Origin of the sequence: Deinococcus sp. YIM 134068 (genome assembly GCF_036543075.1) — a bacterium.
In the GTDB taxonomy this organism is placed as follows: Bacteria; Deinococcota; Deinococci; order Deinococcales; family Deinococcaceae; genus Deinococcus; species Deinococcus lichenicola.
Genome location: NZ_JAZHPF010000007.1, coordinates 17268 through 34341, shown reverse-complemented (window position 1 = coordinate 34341; position 17074 = coordinate 17268). Strand labels below are relative to the sequence as shown.

At 68.8% G+C, this 17074-nt stretch carries 16 protein-coding genes; 8 read left to right on the top strand and 8 right to left on the bottom strand.

The window, feature by feature from the left end; all coding sequences use genetic code 11:
• From V3W47_RS09095 to V3W47_RS09060, 8 genes are read right to left on the bottom strand one after another with little or no spacing between them, the layout of a single operon-like run.
• Complete coding sequence (locus V3W47_RS09095; RefSeq protein WP_331824890.1) at positions 1–1098, bottom strand: CobW family GTP-binding protein; 1098 nt, start codon at positions 1096–1098, stop codon at positions 1–3.
• A complete protein-coding gene (gene cobJ, locus V3W47_RS09090; protein WP_331824889.1) occupies positions 1095–2621 on the bottom strand; it encodes a precorrin-3B C(17)-methyltransferase in 1527 nt (508 codons plus the stop codon). The genes V3W47_RS09095 and cobJ overlap by 4 nt, the downstream gene beginning before the upstream one ends.
• Complete coding sequence (locus V3W47_RS09085; protein ID WP_331824888.1) at positions 2618–3388, bottom strand: cobalamin biosynthesis protein; 771 nt, start codon at positions 3386–3388, stop codon at positions 2618–2620. Before V3W47_RS09085 ends, cobJ begins: the two co-directional genes overlap by 4 nt.
• Positions 3385–4167 (bottom strand): precorrin-4 C(11)-methyltransferase, encoded by a 783-nt coding sequence (cobM, locus tag V3W47_RS09080; protein WP_331824887.1) that lies wholly within the window; start codon positions 4165–4167, stop codon positions 3385–3387. Before cobM ends, V3W47_RS09085 begins: the two co-directional genes overlap by 4 nt.
• Positions 4164–4895 carry a precorrin-2 C(20)-methyltransferase gene (cobI, locus tag V3W47_RS09075; protein ID WP_331824886.1) on the bottom strand — a complete coding sequence of 244 codons (732 nt, stop codon included), beginning with the start codon at positions 4893–4895 and terminating at the stop codon, positions 4164–4166. The genes cobM and cobI overlap by 4 nt, the downstream gene beginning before the upstream one ends.
• Positions 4892–6019, bottom strand: a complete 1128-nt coding sequence (gene cbiD / locus V3W47_RS09070; RefSeq protein WP_331824885.1) for a cobalt-precorrin-5B (C(1))-methyltransferase CbiD — start codon at positions 6017–6019, stop codon at positions 4892–4894. The genes cobI and cbiD overlap by 4 nt, the downstream gene beginning before the upstream one ends.
• An 8-nt stretch (positions 6020–6027) precedes the next feature.
• Positions 6028–7590, bottom strand: a complete 1563-nt coding sequence (locus V3W47_RS09065) for a precorrin-8X methylmutase (RefSeq protein WP_331824884.1) — start codon at positions 7588–7590, stop codon at positions 6028–6030.
• Positions 7587–8324, bottom strand: coding sequence for a cobalt-precorrin-7 (C(5))-methyltransferase (locus tag V3W47_RS09060; protein ID WP_331824883.1), 738 nt, complete (start codon positions 8322–8324; stop codon positions 7587–7589). The genes V3W47_RS09065 and V3W47_RS09060 overlap by 4 nt, the downstream gene beginning before the upstream one ends.
• A gap of 887 nt (positions 8325–9211) precedes the next feature.
• Here V3W47_RS09060 and V3W47_RS09055 point away from each other — a divergent pair.
• The 8 genes from V3W47_RS09055 to V3W47_RS09020 all read left to right on the top strand — a co-directional run bounded on the left by V3W47_RS09055 (position 9212) and on the right by V3W47_RS09020 (position 16973).
• Entirely contained in the window at positions 9212–10567 is a 1356-nt protein-coding gene (locus tag V3W47_RS09055) for an NAD(P)-dependent oxidoreductase (RefSeq protein ID WP_331824882.1), read from the top strand.
• 135 nt (positions 10568–10702) lie between these two features.
• Positions 10703–12082 (top strand): NAD-dependent dihydropyrimidine dehydrogenase subunit PreA, encoded by a 1380-nt coding sequence (gene preA / locus V3W47_RS09050; RefSeq protein WP_331824881.1) that lies wholly within the window; start codon positions 10703–10705, stop codon positions 12080–12082.
• Positions 12083–12116: 34 nt separating this feature from the next.
• Positions 12117–12395 (top strand): hypothetical protein, encoded by a 279-nt coding sequence (locus V3W47_RS09045; RefSeq protein WP_331824880.1) that lies wholly within the window; start codon positions 12117–12119, stop codon positions 12393–12395.
• Between the two features lie 8 nt (positions 12396–12403).
• The gene (locus tag V3W47_RS09040) at positions 12404–12805 is read left to right on the top strand and encodes a type II toxin-antitoxin system VapC family toxin (protein ID WP_331824879.1); all 402 of its coding nucleotides are present in this window, start codon (positions 12404–12406) and stop codon (positions 12803–12805) included.
• A gap of 36 nt (positions 12806–12841) precedes the next feature.
• Positions 12842–14206 carry a dihydropyrimidinase gene (gene hydA, locus V3W47_RS09035; protein ID WP_331824878.1) on the top strand — a complete coding sequence of 455 codons (1365 nt, stop codon included), beginning with the start codon at positions 12842–12844 and terminating at the stop codon, positions 14204–14206.
• A gap of 117 nt (positions 14207–14323) precedes the next feature.
• A complete protein-coding gene (locus V3W47_RS09030; RefSeq protein ID WP_331824877.1) occupies positions 14324–15133 on the top strand; it encodes an ABC transporter ATP-binding protein in 810 nt (269 codons plus the stop codon).
• Positions 15130–16014: an ABC transporter permease gene (locus tag V3W47_RS09025; RefSeq protein ID WP_331824876.1), complete on the top strand. Its 885-nt coding sequence runs from the start codon at positions 15130–15132 to the stop codon at positions 16012–16014. The genes V3W47_RS09030 and V3W47_RS09025 overlap by 4 nt, the downstream gene beginning before the upstream one ends.
• Positions 15996–16973, top strand: a complete 978-nt coding sequence (locus V3W47_RS09020; RefSeq protein ID WP_331824875.1) for an ABC transporter permease — start codon at positions 15996–15998, stop codon at positions 16971–16973. The genes V3W47_RS09025 and V3W47_RS09020 overlap by 19 nt, the downstream gene beginning before the upstream one ends.
• The last annotated feature ends 101 nt before the right edge of the window (positions 16974–17074 follow it).

Below are 17074 nucleotides of genomic sequence, written 5' to 3'. Positions count from 1 at the left end.
TCACGCCCACCGCTGCGGAAGCGCCCCTTGCAGCGCCTCTATGACCTTCTTGCGGCTGATGTGGTAGCCGATGAAGATGAGTTCGTTCGTGGCCCCAGCCTTCGCGGGGGCCGGGTGCGTCTCCACCCGCGAGCGGACGGCCTGCACCGCGTAGCGCCCGCCGTCCTCGCCCCGCACGAAGCCCTTGACGCGCAGGACGGGAAAGACGCGGGCCACGTTCTGCACCGTCCGCACGAGGTCGGGGACATTCTGCGCCGCGTCGCTCGTCAGCCGGAAGGACTGCCAGCCAGGGTCGTGCTCGTGGAAGTGCTGGTGGGTGCTGAGGCTGTGAACGTGGGCGTCGAGGTCGCCGTGCGAGTGCCCGTCGAGGGTGGTGTGGTCGTGGAGCGGGGCCGTGAGGTCGTCCGGTGCGCCGCTGACGGGGCCGTGGTGCGCCGCGCTCCGCCGCGTGCCGTGCAGGTTCAGGCCGAGGGTGAGCTGGGTGTCGAGCCGCGCCCCGTAGGCGAGTTCGAGGAAGCGCACGCGGGGGGCACGCCAGCGCACGTCCGCCTCAGCTTGAAGCAGGTCGGCGTCGCCCAGGTCGTCGATCTTGTTCAGCACCGCCACATCCGCGTATTCCAGTTGGGCGTCGAAGACGCGGGCGGCGCTGCGGGTCGCCTCGTCCCCGGCGTCCGGGCTGAACGCACCCGCGAGCAGCAGGGGCGTGTCCACGACGATCAATGTGGCGTCGAGGGCGAAGTCGGCGCTGAACTCGCCCTCCTCCAGCGTGACCATCACGGCGGTCGGCACGGCGAGGCCGCTCGTCTCGATCAGCACGTGGTCGAAGGTGTGGCGGCGTTCCCTCAGCGCGTGCAGGGTGCGGCGGAAGGCGTCGCCCTCGCCCCCGTAGGCGAGCAGGCCGCCGTGAACGTCGTGGAGTTCCACCCCGTCCTCGCGCGTCTCTAACAGGGGGCCGTCGATGCTGACCTCGCCGAACTCGTTGACGATCAGGGCGAGCGTGCGGTCGTGCGTCTGGTTCAGGAGGTTGCCGAGCAGGGTCGTCTTGCCGCTGCCGAGAAAACCGCTGACGATGGTGACGGGCGTTCTGAAGGTGGTCACGCGTGCTCCTTGAGGGTCTGGAGGGCAGAAATCAATTCGTCCTGGGTGTGGAAGGCACCGGGCACGGGCGCGGGACGGCGCACCACGATCAGGGGCAGGCCAAGTTCTTGCGCCGCCTCACGCTTGGCGGTGAAGCCTCCCACGTCGCCGCTGTCCTTCGTGACGACCGCGCCGATCTTCCACGCCCGCCACTGCGCCACGTTGAACTCGCGGGAGAAGGGGCCGATCATCGCGCAGACGCGCTCGGGCCGGATACCGAGGCTCAACGCACGTTCGAGGACGCCGGGTTGAGGAGTCAAGCGCACGAACACGTCGGCCTCTGGAGCCGCGCGTTGGAACGTTTCGAGGTCTTTGCTGCCCGTCGCCAGGAAGACGCGCCCGTGCTGGGAGGCGGCGTGGGCAGCCTGCTCGATGTCGTCCACCAGGGTCAGCCCTGTTGTTTCCTCGGGCAAGCCGCTCGCCCGCTCCAAACGGAGGTAAGGGACGTTCAACTCAGCGCTCAGTTCCCGCAGTTGCGCGGTGATGGCCTGGGCGTAGGGGTGGGTGGCGTCCACAATGGCCCGCGCTCCACGCAATGCCCGCCGCCTGGCCTCCACACCGGGGGGGCCGTCGTAAACGTGCAAGTTCGGATGCTTCGGCGCGACCTGTGCCCCCAGCTCGGAGGCGACACTGAGGGTCACGCGCTCGCCTTCTTCCGCGAGGCGCAGGGCCAGAGCATTCCCATCACGGGTGCCGCCGAAGACCCAGACGGTGCCCTCGGGCTGGGAGGTCGGGGTCGCCTCCTCTGCCCGCCAGTCGTTGTAGCCGCGCGGCGTGTACATCCACCGCCCCTTGCGCGCCGTGAAGCGGTTGCCGATCACGACTGTGGTCAGCATGTCGAACTCGTCGCCGAGCAGCGCCTCCAACGTGGTGACGCGCACCTCCTGATCCTCGCGGTAGGCGTTGCGGACGACACCGCAGACCGTATCGGGGCGCTTGTGTTCCAGCATGAGGCGCAGGACGCGGTAGACGCCCTCGCGCCTCGCCTTGCTCTGCACGTTGTAGAGGACGCAGGCGAGGTCGGCCCCCGCGATGTGCCGCGCCCGCTCCTCTATCCACTCCCACGGGCACAGCAGGTCCGAGAGGCTGAGGGTGGCGAAATCGTGCGTGAGGGGCGAGCCGAGGAGGCTGGCGCAGGCGGTCGCGCTCGTGATGCCGGGGATGACCTCCACGCCGAAGGGCGGCTCTTCGGGCAGGTCCTCGAAGACCAAGCCCGCCATCGCATACACGCCGATGTCACCGCTGCTGACGAGGGCGACCCGCTTCCCCTCCTGCGCCTTCTGGATGGCGAGTTGTGCCCGCACCTTCTCCTGCGTGAGAGGCGGCGTCAGCACCTCTTGACTCGTAATCAGCGGCGCGACCCAACGCAGATAGAGGTCGTAGGCGACGATCACGTCCGCCTCCACGAGAGCTTGCCGCGCCCGCTCCGGCACGAGCGAGAGGTCGCCCGGCCCGACGGAGACGAGGCTGAGGTGGCCGGTCACGCGCTCACCTCCAGGTGTAGGCGGTCCTCCACGACGGCGACCGTGACTCCGTTCAACGCCATCTTGGGCACGATCAGCCGCCCGCGCGGGCTGGCGATCAGGGCGCAGGGTTCGCAGACGCCGGGGAGGCCCACGTTCTGCTGCACCCACTCACTCGGCTGGGTAACAAAGGGGCGGGCCTCTATGTCCGCATGAGCGATCACCCGCAGCGGCAACCCGTGGCGCTTGCAGAAGGCGAGGAGTCCGGCCTCGTTCGCCTTGAGGTCCACGGTGGCGACCTCGCGCACGCCCGTGAGGGGACGGGCCGCCAGCGCGTGCAGGACGGCGGCCTCCACCTGTTCCTCACTCACGCCGCGCCGACAGCCGACCCCCAGCGTCAGCGGGCGTGTGGCCTCGGTGGCGGTGGTGACGACGGGCACGGCCCCGGTCAGGCGGGCGACCCGGTAGGCGAGGGCATTCGCGCCCCCCTCGTGCCCCCCCAGCAGGGCGACGGCGAAGCGGGCCGCGTCGTCGAGGACGACCACGGCGGGGTCGGTGTGCTTGCTCTGCGGCAGGCCGGACAGGAAGCGGACCGCGATGCCCACCGCGCCAATCAGCACCCAGGCCCGCGCAGTGTGAAAGGCCGTCTGGAAGGCCGTCAACTGCCGCTCGGCATTCTGCCAGGGACGGTGCAGCGCCGCTCCCAGCTCGTCCGCCAAACGCCCGGCCAGCGCCTCGGACTCGCGGCGCACGGGCCACACGGCCAGCTCATGCACGGCGGCGGTCACGCCTCTCCCCCTTCCTTCACGGCGCGGCGGAAGCGGTGGGCGTACGCGGGGTCGTACAGGCGGCTCGTCGTCTCCAACGCCTCCGGCTCGCTCAACGCCGGGCTGACGATGAGCATGGTGGTCAGCGCCCACTCGCTCACCCGAATCTCGGAGAGGAGGCGGCCCAGGGTGCTGACGTGCCGCCGTTCCTGGGGTTGGCTGGCCCGCTGCACGAGGGCGACGGGCATCTCGGGGCCGTAGGTGCCCAGCAGGTCCGCCACGATCTCGGGAAGCTGATTGCCGCCCAGGAAGACGCACAGGCTCGCGCCGTGTTCGGCCAGCCCGCGCAGGTTCTCGCGTTCCGGCACCGGACTCGCCCGGCCCGAGGCGCGGGTGAGGATGATCGTCTGCGTGACGTTCGGGCGGGTGAGTTCCGCGCCCAGTACGGCGGCGCAGGCGGTGAAGCTGCTCACGCCGGGCACGACCTCGTAGCTGATGCCCAGGTCCCGCAGGGCACGCATCTGCTCGGCGGTCGCCCCGTAGATGGCCGGGTCGCCGCTGTGGACGCGGGCCACGTCCAACCCCTGCTCCAACGCGCGGCGGTACAGGGCCACCTGCTCGTCAAGATTCAGGCCCGCCGTATTGACTCTTTCGGCGTCGGGGTGCGCGTGTTCCAGCACCGCCTCCGGCACGAGGGACCCGGCGTAGAGGATGAGGCGACACGCCCCGAGGAGCCGCGCCCCGCGCAGGGTGATGAGATCGGGGGCACCGGGACCGGCACCGATGAAATAGACCTTCAAGAAAACCTCCGGGGGGATGACTTGCGAATCAGGACGACGCTCAGATAGCCCAGGCGGCCCGCGTCGGGGGCGGGGTTCAGGGAAGGAAGCACCACTTCTCCGTCCAGCCCCAGGCGGTGCGCCAGGGCACAGTGGTCGAGGATGCCGAGGTCGGACAGCAGGCCGAGCACGCCCGCCATGCGCCGCCCCACCTTCATCAGCACGACGACATCGTGGGAGAGGATGTCGGCCCGCAGGGCGTTCAGGTCGTCCGGGCACGGCAGGATGAGCACCCGCTCCTTGCCCTCTCCGAGGCTGAAGCCGGTCAGGGCGGCGGCAGTCGCGTAGCTCGTCACGCCGGGGAGGACACGCCGGGGCAGCTCCGGGGCCTCGCGCTTCAAGGCGGCGACGAGATAGCCCAGCGTGCTGTACGTCATCGCGTCCCCGATGGTCAGGTAGGCGACGCTCCGCCCGGCCCGCTGGTGGGCGGCGATCTCGCGGGCGAGGGCGGCGTAGTGCTCGCTCAGCCGCGCGTCGTCGCCGTCCATGTTGAACTCCACCTCGCAGACCCGCTCTCGGGGGAAGTCAAGGTCCCGCAGGGCGGTCAGCGCCACCGATGCCTCCGACACCCGCGAGCGCGGCGCGTAGATGAGGTCGGCCTTTTGCAGGACTTCCAGCGCGGCGACGGGGAGCAGGCCGTAGGAGCCGGGACCGACGCCGAGGCCGTAAAAGGTGCCGGGCGGGGTCACGCCTCCGCCTCCCCCAGCCCCGCGCCATCGAGGGCAAAGAGGGCGACGCGGACCCGCCGAACGTTGGCGGCACGGTGATGGAGAGTCTGTGCGACCTGCCGGGCAATCTCCGCCCACACCTCCGCGCCGCGTTCGTGCCCGGTGAGGAGAGCCACGCAGGCATCCACCGTATTCGCCTCCGCCAGAGCTTGTACGGTCGGCCCGTCCACACCCAGCCCCCCAGCGACCCGCGCCACCGCGTTCATCGCCATGCCGCTGTACTGGCTGTGCGTGTTCCAGTCGCCGTTGAGCACTTTGGCGAGCTTGCCCGGATGCCCGGCGACGAGGAGGAGGGGAAGGGGGTGCCCGGTCTCCTCCAGCGCCTCTTGCAGCGCGTCCAGCGCCGCCCCCACGAAGTTGCTCATCTGGACGATGGCCTGTGGGGGTACGTTCAGCGCCGCCCGCGCGTAGTCCCGACCCAGCTTGCCGGGCGTGAGGACCACCGCGTCAGGGCGGGCGTGAACGGCCACACGCACGTAGACCTCCACGGAGGCCATGTACGCCTCCAGGCTCATCGGCTCCACGATGCCCGTCGTGCCCAGGATGCTGACGCCGCCCAAGATGCCCAGCCGGGGGTTGAAGGTCTTGCGGGCGATGGCCTCGCCGTTCACGCAGCCCACCGTCACCGCGAACGCCTCGTGTCCCGCAACCTCCTGCGCCGCCCACCGCATCATCTCGCGTGGAACGGGGTTGATGGCGGGTTCGCCCACGGGGACGCGGATGCCGGGTGCGGTCACGGTGCCGACACCCTCCCCCGCGTGGAAGGTCATGGGAAGCTCTGGATCGGGGAGCGGCGTGGCCGTCACCCAGAGGGTCGCCCCATGTGTCGCGTCCGGGTCGTCCCCGCCGTCCTTGACGACTTCCGCATAGGCACCCACATCGGTCAGGCGGGCGTTCCGCACGGGCAGGAGGAGGCTGAAGTCCCCGTCCGGTAGCGTGACCTCCACCTCGGCTGGCTCCTCGCCATGAACAAGCAGGAGCAGGGCCGCTTTCAGCGCCGCCGTCGCCGCGCTCCCCGTCGTGAAGCCGCGCCGCAGCCCGTTGGGAGCGGGCAGGCTGAGATTGAGGCGGGCGGGTGGGGTCATAAGCAGGCTCACGTCTCCGCCCCGGCAGCGGATACGGCGGCGAGGCGGTTTTGCGCCTCAATCATCAGCGCGTTGACCACGCTACTTGCCCAGGGACTCCCGCCGCGCGTGCCCGCGTTCGTGACGCGGGGAACGCTCAGGCAGGCGCGCAGGGCCGCCTTGCTCTCCCGCGTGCCCACGAAGCCCACGGGCAGGCCGATCACCAGACCGGGCCGCCAACGCCGCTCGCGGATGAGGCGCACCGTCTCGAAGATCGCGGTGGGGGCATCCCCAATCGCCACGATGCAGTCGTTCCCAAACTTCTCGTAAGCGCGACGAATCCCCGCCGCCGAGCGGGTGATGCCCGCCTCCCGGCTCAGGAGGTGCGTCTCCGCGTCGTGGACGCCGCACCAGACCCGCACGCCGAGTTCCGCGAGAATCTGCCGCTTGAGGCCGCTCTGCACCATCGTCACGTCTGTCACGACGGTCAGGCCGCGCAGGATCGCCATGACGCCCGCCTCCGTCGCCCCCGGCGAGAAATACAGGTCCTCCACGATGCCGGGGTCGCCCGCCGTGTGGACGAGGCGCTGCATGGCGTAACGGTCCGCCGCGTCCACCGCCGACCAGTCGCGCAACCCCTCGATGATCTCGAAGGACTGCGCCTCGATGGGGTGCGGTTCGTAGTGCTGGACGACTTTCCGCTTAGGTGCCTCCCCGCCCGCCAGCAGACCCCGGACCGCCCCGTGGTGCCCGACCTGGGCCTCACCGACCTGCGCCTCGTAGCCCACGACCCCCACCCGGTACTTGCACAGCGAGCAGTTCATGTGGCCGTGGCCCTGCACGCCCTCCCGCGCCCGTTCGAGGAACACCCGCGCGACTTTGGGATGCGGCCCCAGGGGTGCGGCGGTCAGGAACTCCGTGCCCGGCCAGCGTTGCGCGGCGGCCTCCACCGCCGAACGCACCCGGCGGGAGAGCACCCCCTCGAAGAGGAGGTACGGCAGCACGACCACCCGCGCGAAGCCCAGCCGCGCGGCGCGGGCCAGCCCGGTAGGCAGATCAGGTTTGGCTGTACCGCTGTAGCAAACCGCGCTCGCCCCATACCCCAGCCCCTCCTCCAGAAAGCGGGCGAGCTTGTGAATGTCCCCGTTCGCGTCCGGGTCGGTGGTGCCCCGCCCGACGAGGAGGAGCAGCGTCTCGTCGCGCCGGACCTCATCCGCTGCGCCCGCCTCGGCCCCGACCAGCCGCTCGCGGCACACCTCCAGCAGCGCGGGGTGGAGGTCCATCGCCGCCCCGTAGTGGAAGGTGACGTGCGGGAACTCGCGGCGCAGGGCATTTAGCTCGCTCGGCAGGTCGTTCTTCGCGTGCGTGGCGGCGAGGAGGACACCGGGCACGAGGACGACTTCGCGCGCCCCCGACGCCACCGCCTCCCGCGCCGCCTCGTCGATGGTGGGCGTGTTGAATTCGAGGAAGCCGTGGGTGATGGTCCGGTTCGGCTCCAGCGCCCTCACCTCCCGCACCAGCTCCCCGAACTGCGCCGCGCTCGCCGGGTCGCGGCTGCCGTGCGCGGCGAGGATGATCGCGTAATCGTTCATCGTTCCCCCTCCAACCCCGTGGGCAGGGGCGTTAGCGCGCGGATCAGCAGGATGCTCATGTCGGAGAAGTCCCGGCCCTCCAGCTCGCCCAGGCTGCCCGCCCACGTCGCCTCGGCCCGCGTGAGGTTCTCCCAGACCTCGACGTGGTGCGCGGCGCTCACACTTCCGGCGAGGAGGTACGAGGCCACGTCGCGCGGCATGAAGTCCCAGGGGCGCGGAATCACGATGGCGTTGCGCCCGGCCCGCAGCACGTCGCGCAGGTGGGTCTTGAAGGGGATCAGGTCGCCCCGGCGGTGGAAGGTCAGAAAGGTCGTCTCGTCGAAGCAGACGCGGCCCCGGCTCGCCAGCATCTGCGCGCTGGAGATGCCCGGCACCGTCTCGACCGCGTGCCCGCAGGCCGTCTCCACCCGCTCCAGGTACTGAAAGCCCGAGAAGTGGATGTCGCCCATGAACACGACGACGCAACGCTTCCCGGCGTGGTGGAGTTCGGCCACCTCCGCGAGTTTCGCCACCTGATCGCGGTAGCCCATCATGACGACCTGGGCGTTTCCGGGGATCAGGGGCCGCACCATGTCCACCACGGCGTCGAAGCCCGCCACCACGTCGGCCCCCTCGATCAGTGCCGCGCCCTTCCGGGTCAGGAAGTCGAGGTGGCCGGGTCCGGCACCGACGCAGACGATCACGCCGTGCCCCCTGTCTGGGGTCGGGTTCGCGTGGGGGGAACGTGGTGACACGGGGCAGCGCGACGGGCGCGAGCGGGGGAGGGAGGTGACACAGGAAACACTCCGGCATGCGGGGCGGAAATCGAGCCGGAGGGGCGCACAGCGAAAGCCCGCTCCAGCCGGGGCCGGAGCGGGCAAAGGCGGCGGGGGACGCCGGGATGCACGAAGCTCACAGGGTGGCCCTCTGACGGCGAGAGGTGCCTTCCACAGCCTTGCTCAGGCGTGTAGAGGCGTCCCTGGGTGGCATTCGGGCTTACAAGCTCGTGACCTGCATACCGTTGCGCGACAGCGCCGGACTCTCACCGGACTTCCCCATCCCCAGGTGCGCGCATGGTAGCAGAAGCCTCCGGATGGTCCGTGGATGCCGCACAGTTGCACACCAATGCCCAGCGAGGCGCGTTCCCGGTCTCAACCACGTTCGCGGGAAGTCGAATGTGGACGCTGGGGAGTGCGGGAGGGCAGAAGGCAGAAGCACGCGTTTTCGGCCTTACTCTTGCCTTGAGCCTCCCTGCACGAGGCCGGATGTATAACGGTCATAATTTTCCACCTGCGCCGCCGCCCGGAATCCTCTTTCATGGTCCGGCGAACTCGTCGGGAACGAGGGGAACAGTACATTCTCTCAGCGGGTTGGATGAGACGAACGGTAGATTTTCGCATAAAAATACTGCTAAATGGGAGATTATACGGTCTTCCGAATGGATGATGCTTCTAGACAATGCGTCGAGAGAAGAAAAGTTAGGCCAATAATCATGCTTTTCCTGATCGGCTGTCTTCCTGGCGTTGCCCTGACATCGCTTGACGTTATTCAAGGCCCGCATTAGCATTCATGGACATTCGGTTAAGTCGGCTCCGGTGAGGGCACGAACCGACCCGCCCCTCCCCGTGAAGCGAGGTCCGTCATGGAACGTTCGAGTCCAGCCGCCGCCGACCCCGAAGTCTTCCGCTTTCAGGAGGCCCTGCCGCCCCTGACCCCGCACGAGGCGACGGTGGAGGCCAACCGCTGCCTGTATTGCTACGACGCGCCATGCCTGCAAGCCTGCCCCACGCACATCGACATCCCGAGCTTCATCCGCAAGATTTCGACCGGGAACCTGCGCGGGTCGGGCCGCGTCATTCTGGAGGCGAACTTCCTGGGGGCCACCTGTGCCCGCGTGTGCCCGGTGCAGGAGCTGTGCGAGGGCGCGTGCGTGCTCGGCAAGGACCACACGCCCATCCAGATTGGGCGTCTCCAGCGGTACGCCACCGACCACATCTTCGAGCGCGGCATCCAAGTCTTTACCCCCTCGCCCCCCACCGGGCGAAGCGTGGCGGTGGTCGGCAGCGGCCCGGCGGGGATCAGCGCGAGCGCCGAACTCGCCAAGCTGGGGCACCGGGTCACGCTGTACGAGCGGCGCGACCTCGGCGGTGGCCTGAGCACCTACGGCATCATCGGCCTGCGCGAACCCGTGGAGGTGTCCCTGCGCGAGGTGGAGGCGGCGCAGAACCTCGGCGTGGAGGTCCGTACCGGAGTCGAATTGACCGACCGCGAGGGGCTAGACCTGCTGCTGGCCGAGTACGACGCCGTGTTCCTCGCCCTCGGCCTCGGCGCGGTCCCGGCGCTCGGCGTGCCCGGTGAGGAGGCGGTGCTGGACGGCCTGGACGTGATCGAGGCGAGCAAGGTTGAACCCTGGCGGTTGAAGGTGGGACCGCTCGCCCTGGGTCAGCGGGTGGTCGTGATCGGTGCGGGCAACACCGCCATCGACGCGGCGACGGTGGGACGCAAGCACGGCGCGGAGGTCGAGATGGTCTACCGCCGAACCGAGAGCGAGATGACCGCCTACCGCCACGAGTACGAGTTCGCCCTGCACGAGGGCGTCCGCTTCACCTTCCTGACCCAGCCCGTCGGGGTGGAGGTCGTAGGCGGGCAGGTAACGGGCCTACGCTGCGTGCGAATGCGCCTCGGTGCCCCCGACGCCTCGGGCCGCCCCCGCCCGGAACCCATACCCGGCAGTGAGTTCACCATTCCGTGTGAGACCGTGATCGCGGCCATTGGACAGGAGAAACCGGCCCTCGCGGTGGAACTCGGCCTCGCGCTCGACGGCGGCTACCTCCGGGTGGACGACGGGCTGCAAACGAGCCTCCCTCGCGTCTACGCGGGCGGCGACTGTATCCGCGTGCGCGGCAGCGCGAGCACCGTCATGGCCGTGCAGGACGGCAAGCTGGCGGCGGCAAGCATTCACGCGGCGCTGTGTGCTTCGCCCGTGGCGGCGGACTGATGGTATTGGGCATTTGTTTGTTGGGGACGCCGTTTCGGTTCACCCCCACCCGGCCTCCCCCCTCAAGGGGGAGGGGCAAAAAGAGAGCCTCACGTGCTGGATCGGTAACACACTCTTCCCTTCTGGAGGCCCACTATGGCTGACCTCTCCGTGAACTTCGCGGGCATCCGGGCACCCAACCCCTTCTGGCTGGCCTCCGCGCCGCCGACGAACAGCGGGGCGCAGATTCACCGCGCCTTCGAGCACGGCTGGGGCGGGGCCGTGTGGAAGACCATCGGTGCTCCCGTCCTCAACATCTCCAACCGCTACGGGGGCCTCTCGCTCGGCGGGCAGCGGCTCGTCGCCATCAACAACGTCGAACTCATCTCCGACCGCCCGCTGGAGGTCAACCTGCGCGAGATCGCCGAGGTCAAGCGGATGTGGCCCGACCGCGCCGTCATCGTCTCCGCGATGGTGGACGCCGATCCCAACGCGTGGCGCGAGATCGTCATGCAGATCGAGGACACGGGCGCGGACGGCATAGAGCTGAACTACGGCTGCCCCCAGGGCATGAGCGAGCGCGGCATGGGCGCGGCGGTGGGCCAGGTGCCCGAGATGTGCCAGCTCAACACGCACTGGGTCACGAGCGTCACCCGCCTCCCCGTCATCGTGAAGCTCACGCCCAACGTCACCCACATCACCGACCCGGCGCACGCGGCGCTGGCGGGCGGGGCGCACGCCCTCAGTCTCATCAACACCATCAACAGCGTGATGCGGGTGGACCTCGACACGCTCCTCGTGACCCCCAGCATCGGCGGACAGGCCACCCACGGCGGGTACGCGGGTCCGGCAGTCAAGCCCATCGCGCTGCACATGCTCAGTGAGCTGATGTGCGACCCCACGGTGCGGAGAAGCGGCGTGCCGATCTGCGGCATGGGCGGTATCCAGACCTGGCGCGACGCCGCTGAATTCCTGCTGCTAGGGGCCTCGGCCCTTCAGGTCTGCACGGCGGCGATGCACTACGGCTACCGCATCATCGAGGACTTCACCGACGGCCTGAGCAACTGGATGGACGACAAGGGCTTTGCGACCATCGCGGACGTGACGGGCCGCAGCCTGCCGCAGATGAGCAGTTTCGGCGGGCTGGACCTCGGCTACCAGGCGGTCGCTCGGATCAACCCCGACAAGTGCATCCAGTGTGACCTCTGCTACGTCGCCTGCAACGACACCGCCCACCAGTGCATCGACCTGTACTCACCGGAGGGCGTGCGGGTGAATCCCGGCTTTAACGTCCGTGACGGCGGGAAGCAGGTCGCGCAGGGTCGTCCCACCCCGGTCGTCCGCGAGCCGGATTGCGTGGGCTGTGCGCTATGCGCCAACGTCTGCCCGGTGGACGGCTGCATCGAGATGGTGAGCGTGCCGAGCGGGAGGGAGTCCGTCACCTGGGACCAGCTCACCGCCGCCCGCCCCGCCGTGACCCAGGAGTGGAGCGAGATGGAGGCGTACCGGGCGGAGGCGGGGATCGAGATTCACTGAGGGGATCTTTAAACTTCAGGAGAGGGGGCACGACATGGAAGCGCCAAAACTGGACGCCTTGATCGAGATAGACGCCGAGGGCCGCCTGCACGGGGACGCCGAACTGCTGGCCCGGTTGAGGAACCAAACTTTCCGGCTGAGTGTGGAGGGGCAGACCATCACCCTGCGTCCGCCCGTGCGTCGGCTGAGCGAGATCGAGGATGCCGGGGAGCGGGCCGAAGCCCACCGAGCGTTCAAGCAGCAGGTGATGCGTCCTGGTGGTGGTCGGGTTCCCTCGACACGTGCCGAGTTGAACGATCTGGTCTACGACTGATGCGTGTGTTGGCCGACACCAACATCATGCTGCGTTACGTGCAGAAGGACGCCGAGCGGCACGCCGAGGTGGAGGCCGCTGTTGACAGGCTCATCGAGCGGGGCGACGAAATCGTGCTCGTCCCACAGGTGATGTACGAGTACTGGGTGGTGGCGACCCGGCCCTACGGCACCAGCAACGGCCTGAGCTACACCACCGAAGAGGCGCACACGGCCCTCCGGTTGCTGAACAGCGCTTTCAACCTGTTCCCGGACCCGCCGGAACTCTATACGACCTGGCTCAATCTGGTCGTGACCCATCAGGTTTCCGGTAGGCAGGCCCACGACGCCCGCCTGGCTGCTGCTGTCTTTGCTCACAACCTCGACGCCTCCTCACCCTCAATGCCCCACATTTCAAACGCTTTGGCCTGACCGTGCTCACCCCCGCCGACCTGTAACGGAGGTTTCGTGGCTCTCCTGATCCAACATGGCCGCATCGTCACCGCCGACGCCGACTTCACCGCCGACCTCCTCGTGGAGGGCGAGACCATCAGCCAGATCGGGGAGGGGCTGACCGCGCCCGAGGGCACCCGCGTAATTGACGCGAGCGGCAAGTACGTCTTTCCCGGCTTCATCGACCCGCACGTTCACGTCTACCTGCCGTTCATGGGCACCTTCGCCAAGGACACGCACACGACGGCGAGTCAGGCGGCCCTGATCGGCGGAACGACCACCTATATCGAGATGCTGGCCCCCTCCCAGAGCGAGCCGTTGCGGGGGGGCTGGGAGAAGTGGACGGGGCTGGCGGAGGATCACAGCGCCTGCGACTACACCTTCCACCTCGGGGTGACGCGCTGGGACGACGAGACGGAGGCCACCCTGCGCGACCTCGTGGGGCAGGGCATGAAGTCCTTCAAGGTCTTCCTCGCCTACAAGGGGGCCTTCGGCATCGACGACCACGCGCTTTACCAGACCCTCAAACTGGCGAAGGAACTCGGCGTGGTCGTCACCGCCCACTGCGAGAACGCCGACCTCGTGGCGGAACTCCAACGCAAGTTGCTCTCGGAAGGCAAGACCGGCCCCGAGTGGCACGAGCCGAGCCGCCCGGAGAGCGTGGAAGCCGAGGGCACCGCCCACTTCGCCACCTTCGTGGAGATGACGGGGGCGAAGGGCTACGTGGTTCACCTTTCCAACACTCGGGCGCTGGAAGCGGCGTTGGAAGCCAAGCGGCGCGGTGTGGACCTGAGCGTGGAGGTCGTCATCCCCCACCTCCTCCTCGACAGGACTTGCGCCGAGCGGCCCGGCGTGGAGGGGGCGAAGTACGTGATGAGTCCGCCACTGCGTGACAAGGGCAACCAGGCCGGACTCTGGGACGCCCTCGCGCGGGGAGAAATCGACACCGTGGCGACCGACCACTGCCCCTTCGATGTGGCTCAAAAGGCGATGGGCGAGGGCGACTTCACGCGGATTCCCAACGGCATCCCCGCCATCGAGGACCGGGTGAACCTGCTCTACACCTACGGGGTCAGCCGGGGGAACCTGAGCCTCGCGCGCTTCGTGGATGCGGCGAGCACGCGGGCGGCCAAGCTCTTCGGCCTCTACCCGCGCAAGGGGGCCATCGCGGTGGGATCGGACGCCGACCTCGTGATCTACGATCCCGCCTACCGGGGCCACATCTCAGCGGCGACGAGCCATATGAACAACGACTACAGCGGCTTCGAGGGCTGGGAGATCGACGGGCGGCCCGACGTGGTGACGGTGCGCGGCCAGGTCGCGGTGGAGGGCGGGCAATTCGTGGGGGACCCAGGGCGGGGGCAATTGCTGCGGCGGTGAGGGTGTCGTCCCAACGGTGAAGCTGGTCACACGCCCCCTCACCCCGGCCCCCCACGAGGGGAGAGGGAGAAAAGAGAGAAGCACGAGTTCTGAGGTCTGCCGTTCAAGGAGAGTCGCGTGACACAAGTGCTTCCTTCCCAGGCTGTTCACCTTCCCTCCGCCGAACCCATCGTCTCCGTCCGCGACCTCCAGATGGTTTTCCCACATCCGGGCGGGCAGACGGTCGCCCTTCAGGACGCCAACCTCAGCATCGGGCGGGGCGAGTTCATCAGCCTGATCGGGCCTTCCGGGTGCGGCAAGACGACGCTGCTGCGGTTGCTGGCGGACCTCGTGCAGCCTACGGGCGGGACCATCCTGATAGGGGGACAGCCGCCCGGACAGGCGCGGCGGGAGCGGAAGTACGGGTACGTCTTTCAGGCCCCGGCGTTGCTGGAGTGGCGCACGGTGCTGAGCAACGTCACCTTGCCGCTGGAGGTGATGAACGTGCCCGGCGACCGGACGGCCCGCGCCCGCGAGATGCTGAACCTCGTGGGGCTGGCGGGCTTCGAGCGGCGCTACCCGTGGCAGCTCTCCGGCGGAATGCAGCAGCGGGTGAGCATCGCGCGGGCGCTCGCCTTCGACCCGCCCCTCCTGTTCATGGACGAGCCGTTCGGGGCGCTCGACGAGATCACGCGCGAGCATCTCAACCTCGAACTCCTGCGGCTGTGGCGCGAGACGGGCAAAACGGTCATCTTCGTGACGCACAGCATCAGCGAAGCGGTGTTCCTGAGCACCCGCGTCGTGGTGATGACCGCCCGGCCCGGCAAGATCGAGGGGGTGGTGGACGTGAACCTCCCGCAGCCACGCGGCGACGAAACCCGCGAGCTGCCGCGCTTCTTCGAGTTGATGACGCAGGTTCGGGAACTGCTCAGGAAGGGGCACGCATGACCGCCGCGCCCGCGAGGGGAAGACTCGCCGGGTCCCCCCTCCTGCCTATGCTGGCGGTGCTGGTCGTCGCCGTGCTGCTCTACCTGCCGCTGATGCTGTGGGCGAACGTCGGCCCGGCGGCGCGGGCGCTGGCGAGCGGGGCGGACCTCGGGTGCCCGACGGCCCTTGCCTGTGCCACTCAACTTAGAAACCCCGTGCTGCCTGCGCCCGGCCAACTGGCGCAGGGCTTCCGCTCCCTCAGCGTGCCGCCCACCGCACCTACTTCCGCGCCGTACAACGCCGTCGTCACGGGTGGGGAGACGTTGCTGGGTCTGGTTCTGGCAACTGGGCTAGGTTTGGTCCTGGCGGCACTTCTGGTCCTGAGCCGGTCCTTCGAGCGGGCGACGCTGCCGTGGCTGGTCGCGTCACAGACGGTGCCCATCGTCGCCATCGCACCCATGCTGGCGGTGCTGCTCGGGCAGTACGGAGTACAGGGCTTCCTGCCCAAAGCCCTCATTGCCGCCTATATCGCCTTTTTCCCCATTGCCGTCGGGATGAGCCGGGGCCTTCGCAGCCCGGACGCGCTGCAACTCGACCTGATGCGGACGTACAGCGCGTCGCCGGGGCGGGTGTTCTTCCAGCTTCGGCTGCCCGCCAGCCTGCCCTACCTCTTCACGGCGCTCAAGGTGGCGGTGACGGCGGCGCTGGTGGGAAGCATCGTGGCGGAGATCAGCACGATTTCCTTTTCGGGGCTGGGCAAGATGCTCGCCGAGAACTCGCGGGCGTCGGACACCATCGCGCTGTGGGTGATCATGGCCTACGGCGCGGGGCTGGGCGTGAGTCTGGTCGCGTTGGTCGGTCTCCTCGAACGGGTAGTGACGCCGTGGCGAGCGGGGCGGTGACGTGGCGCGGGGCGGCCCGCCGTCCCGGCCTGGGCGCGGCGCTGCCGCTGGCGCTGAGCGGCTTTGGCCTGCTGGCGCTCGCCGTCGCGCTGGCCCGGCTGGGAACGCCGCCGACCCAGCCCCAGCCCTGGCTCATCGGGGTGCTGGCGCTGCTGCTCCTCGGCGTTCTCGGCATTCGTTCGGCGGCACAGGGAGAGAGCCGGGCTGCCCGCGTCCTCCCCGCCGCCTTCACGCTGCTGCTCACGGTGCTTGCTGTGGAGGTCTTATTACGCACGTATGGGGTTCCAGCAGGTTTGATCCCTACTCCCAGCCGCGTCCTCACGGCGTTGTGGGAGGCGCGCACCGTCCTCCTTCAGGACACCTTCTACACCTTCGTGCTGGAGGCGCTGCTCGGTTTCGTGGTGGGCACCGTCGTCGGTCTCGCGCTCGCGTTGCTGGTCGTACGCTTCCGCTTCCTCGAACGCGGACTGCTGCCCTACGCGGCCCTCTTCAGCTCCGTGCCCATCGTGGCGCTCGCTCCCGTCGTGGTGAAGGCGGTGGGGCTGGAGTGGCCGAGCAAGATGGTCGTCGTGGCGATCACGGTGCTCTTTCCGGTCGTCGTGAACGCGGTGCGCGGATTGCAGGCGGCCCAGCCCCTCCACCTCGATCTGCTGCACACCTACGCGGCCAGTCCGGCGCAAACCTTCCGCACCGTGCGGGTGCCCACCGCGCTTCCCTTCGTCTTCAACGCCCTCAAGGTGGGGAGCACCCTCGCCCTGATCTCGGCCATCGTGGCGGAGTTCTTCGGCACGGACGGGCATGGGCTGGGCTTCCGCATTCAGATCGAGGTCGGACGCTTCAACCTCGCCGTCGTCTGGGCCGCCATCGTGCTGGCGAGCGTCGTCGGGCTGGCGTTCTTCGGCTTGATCAGCGCGTTGGAGAGGAGGTTCGCGCCTGTGCCGCAGGAGGGTCAGGGATGACCTGTTGAGAGTCGAGTTTTCCTGGATGCCCGGCACGTTCACCCCCACCCGGCCTCCCCCCTCAAGGGGGAGGAGCAATAAAGAAGCGTTGTATGTCCTCG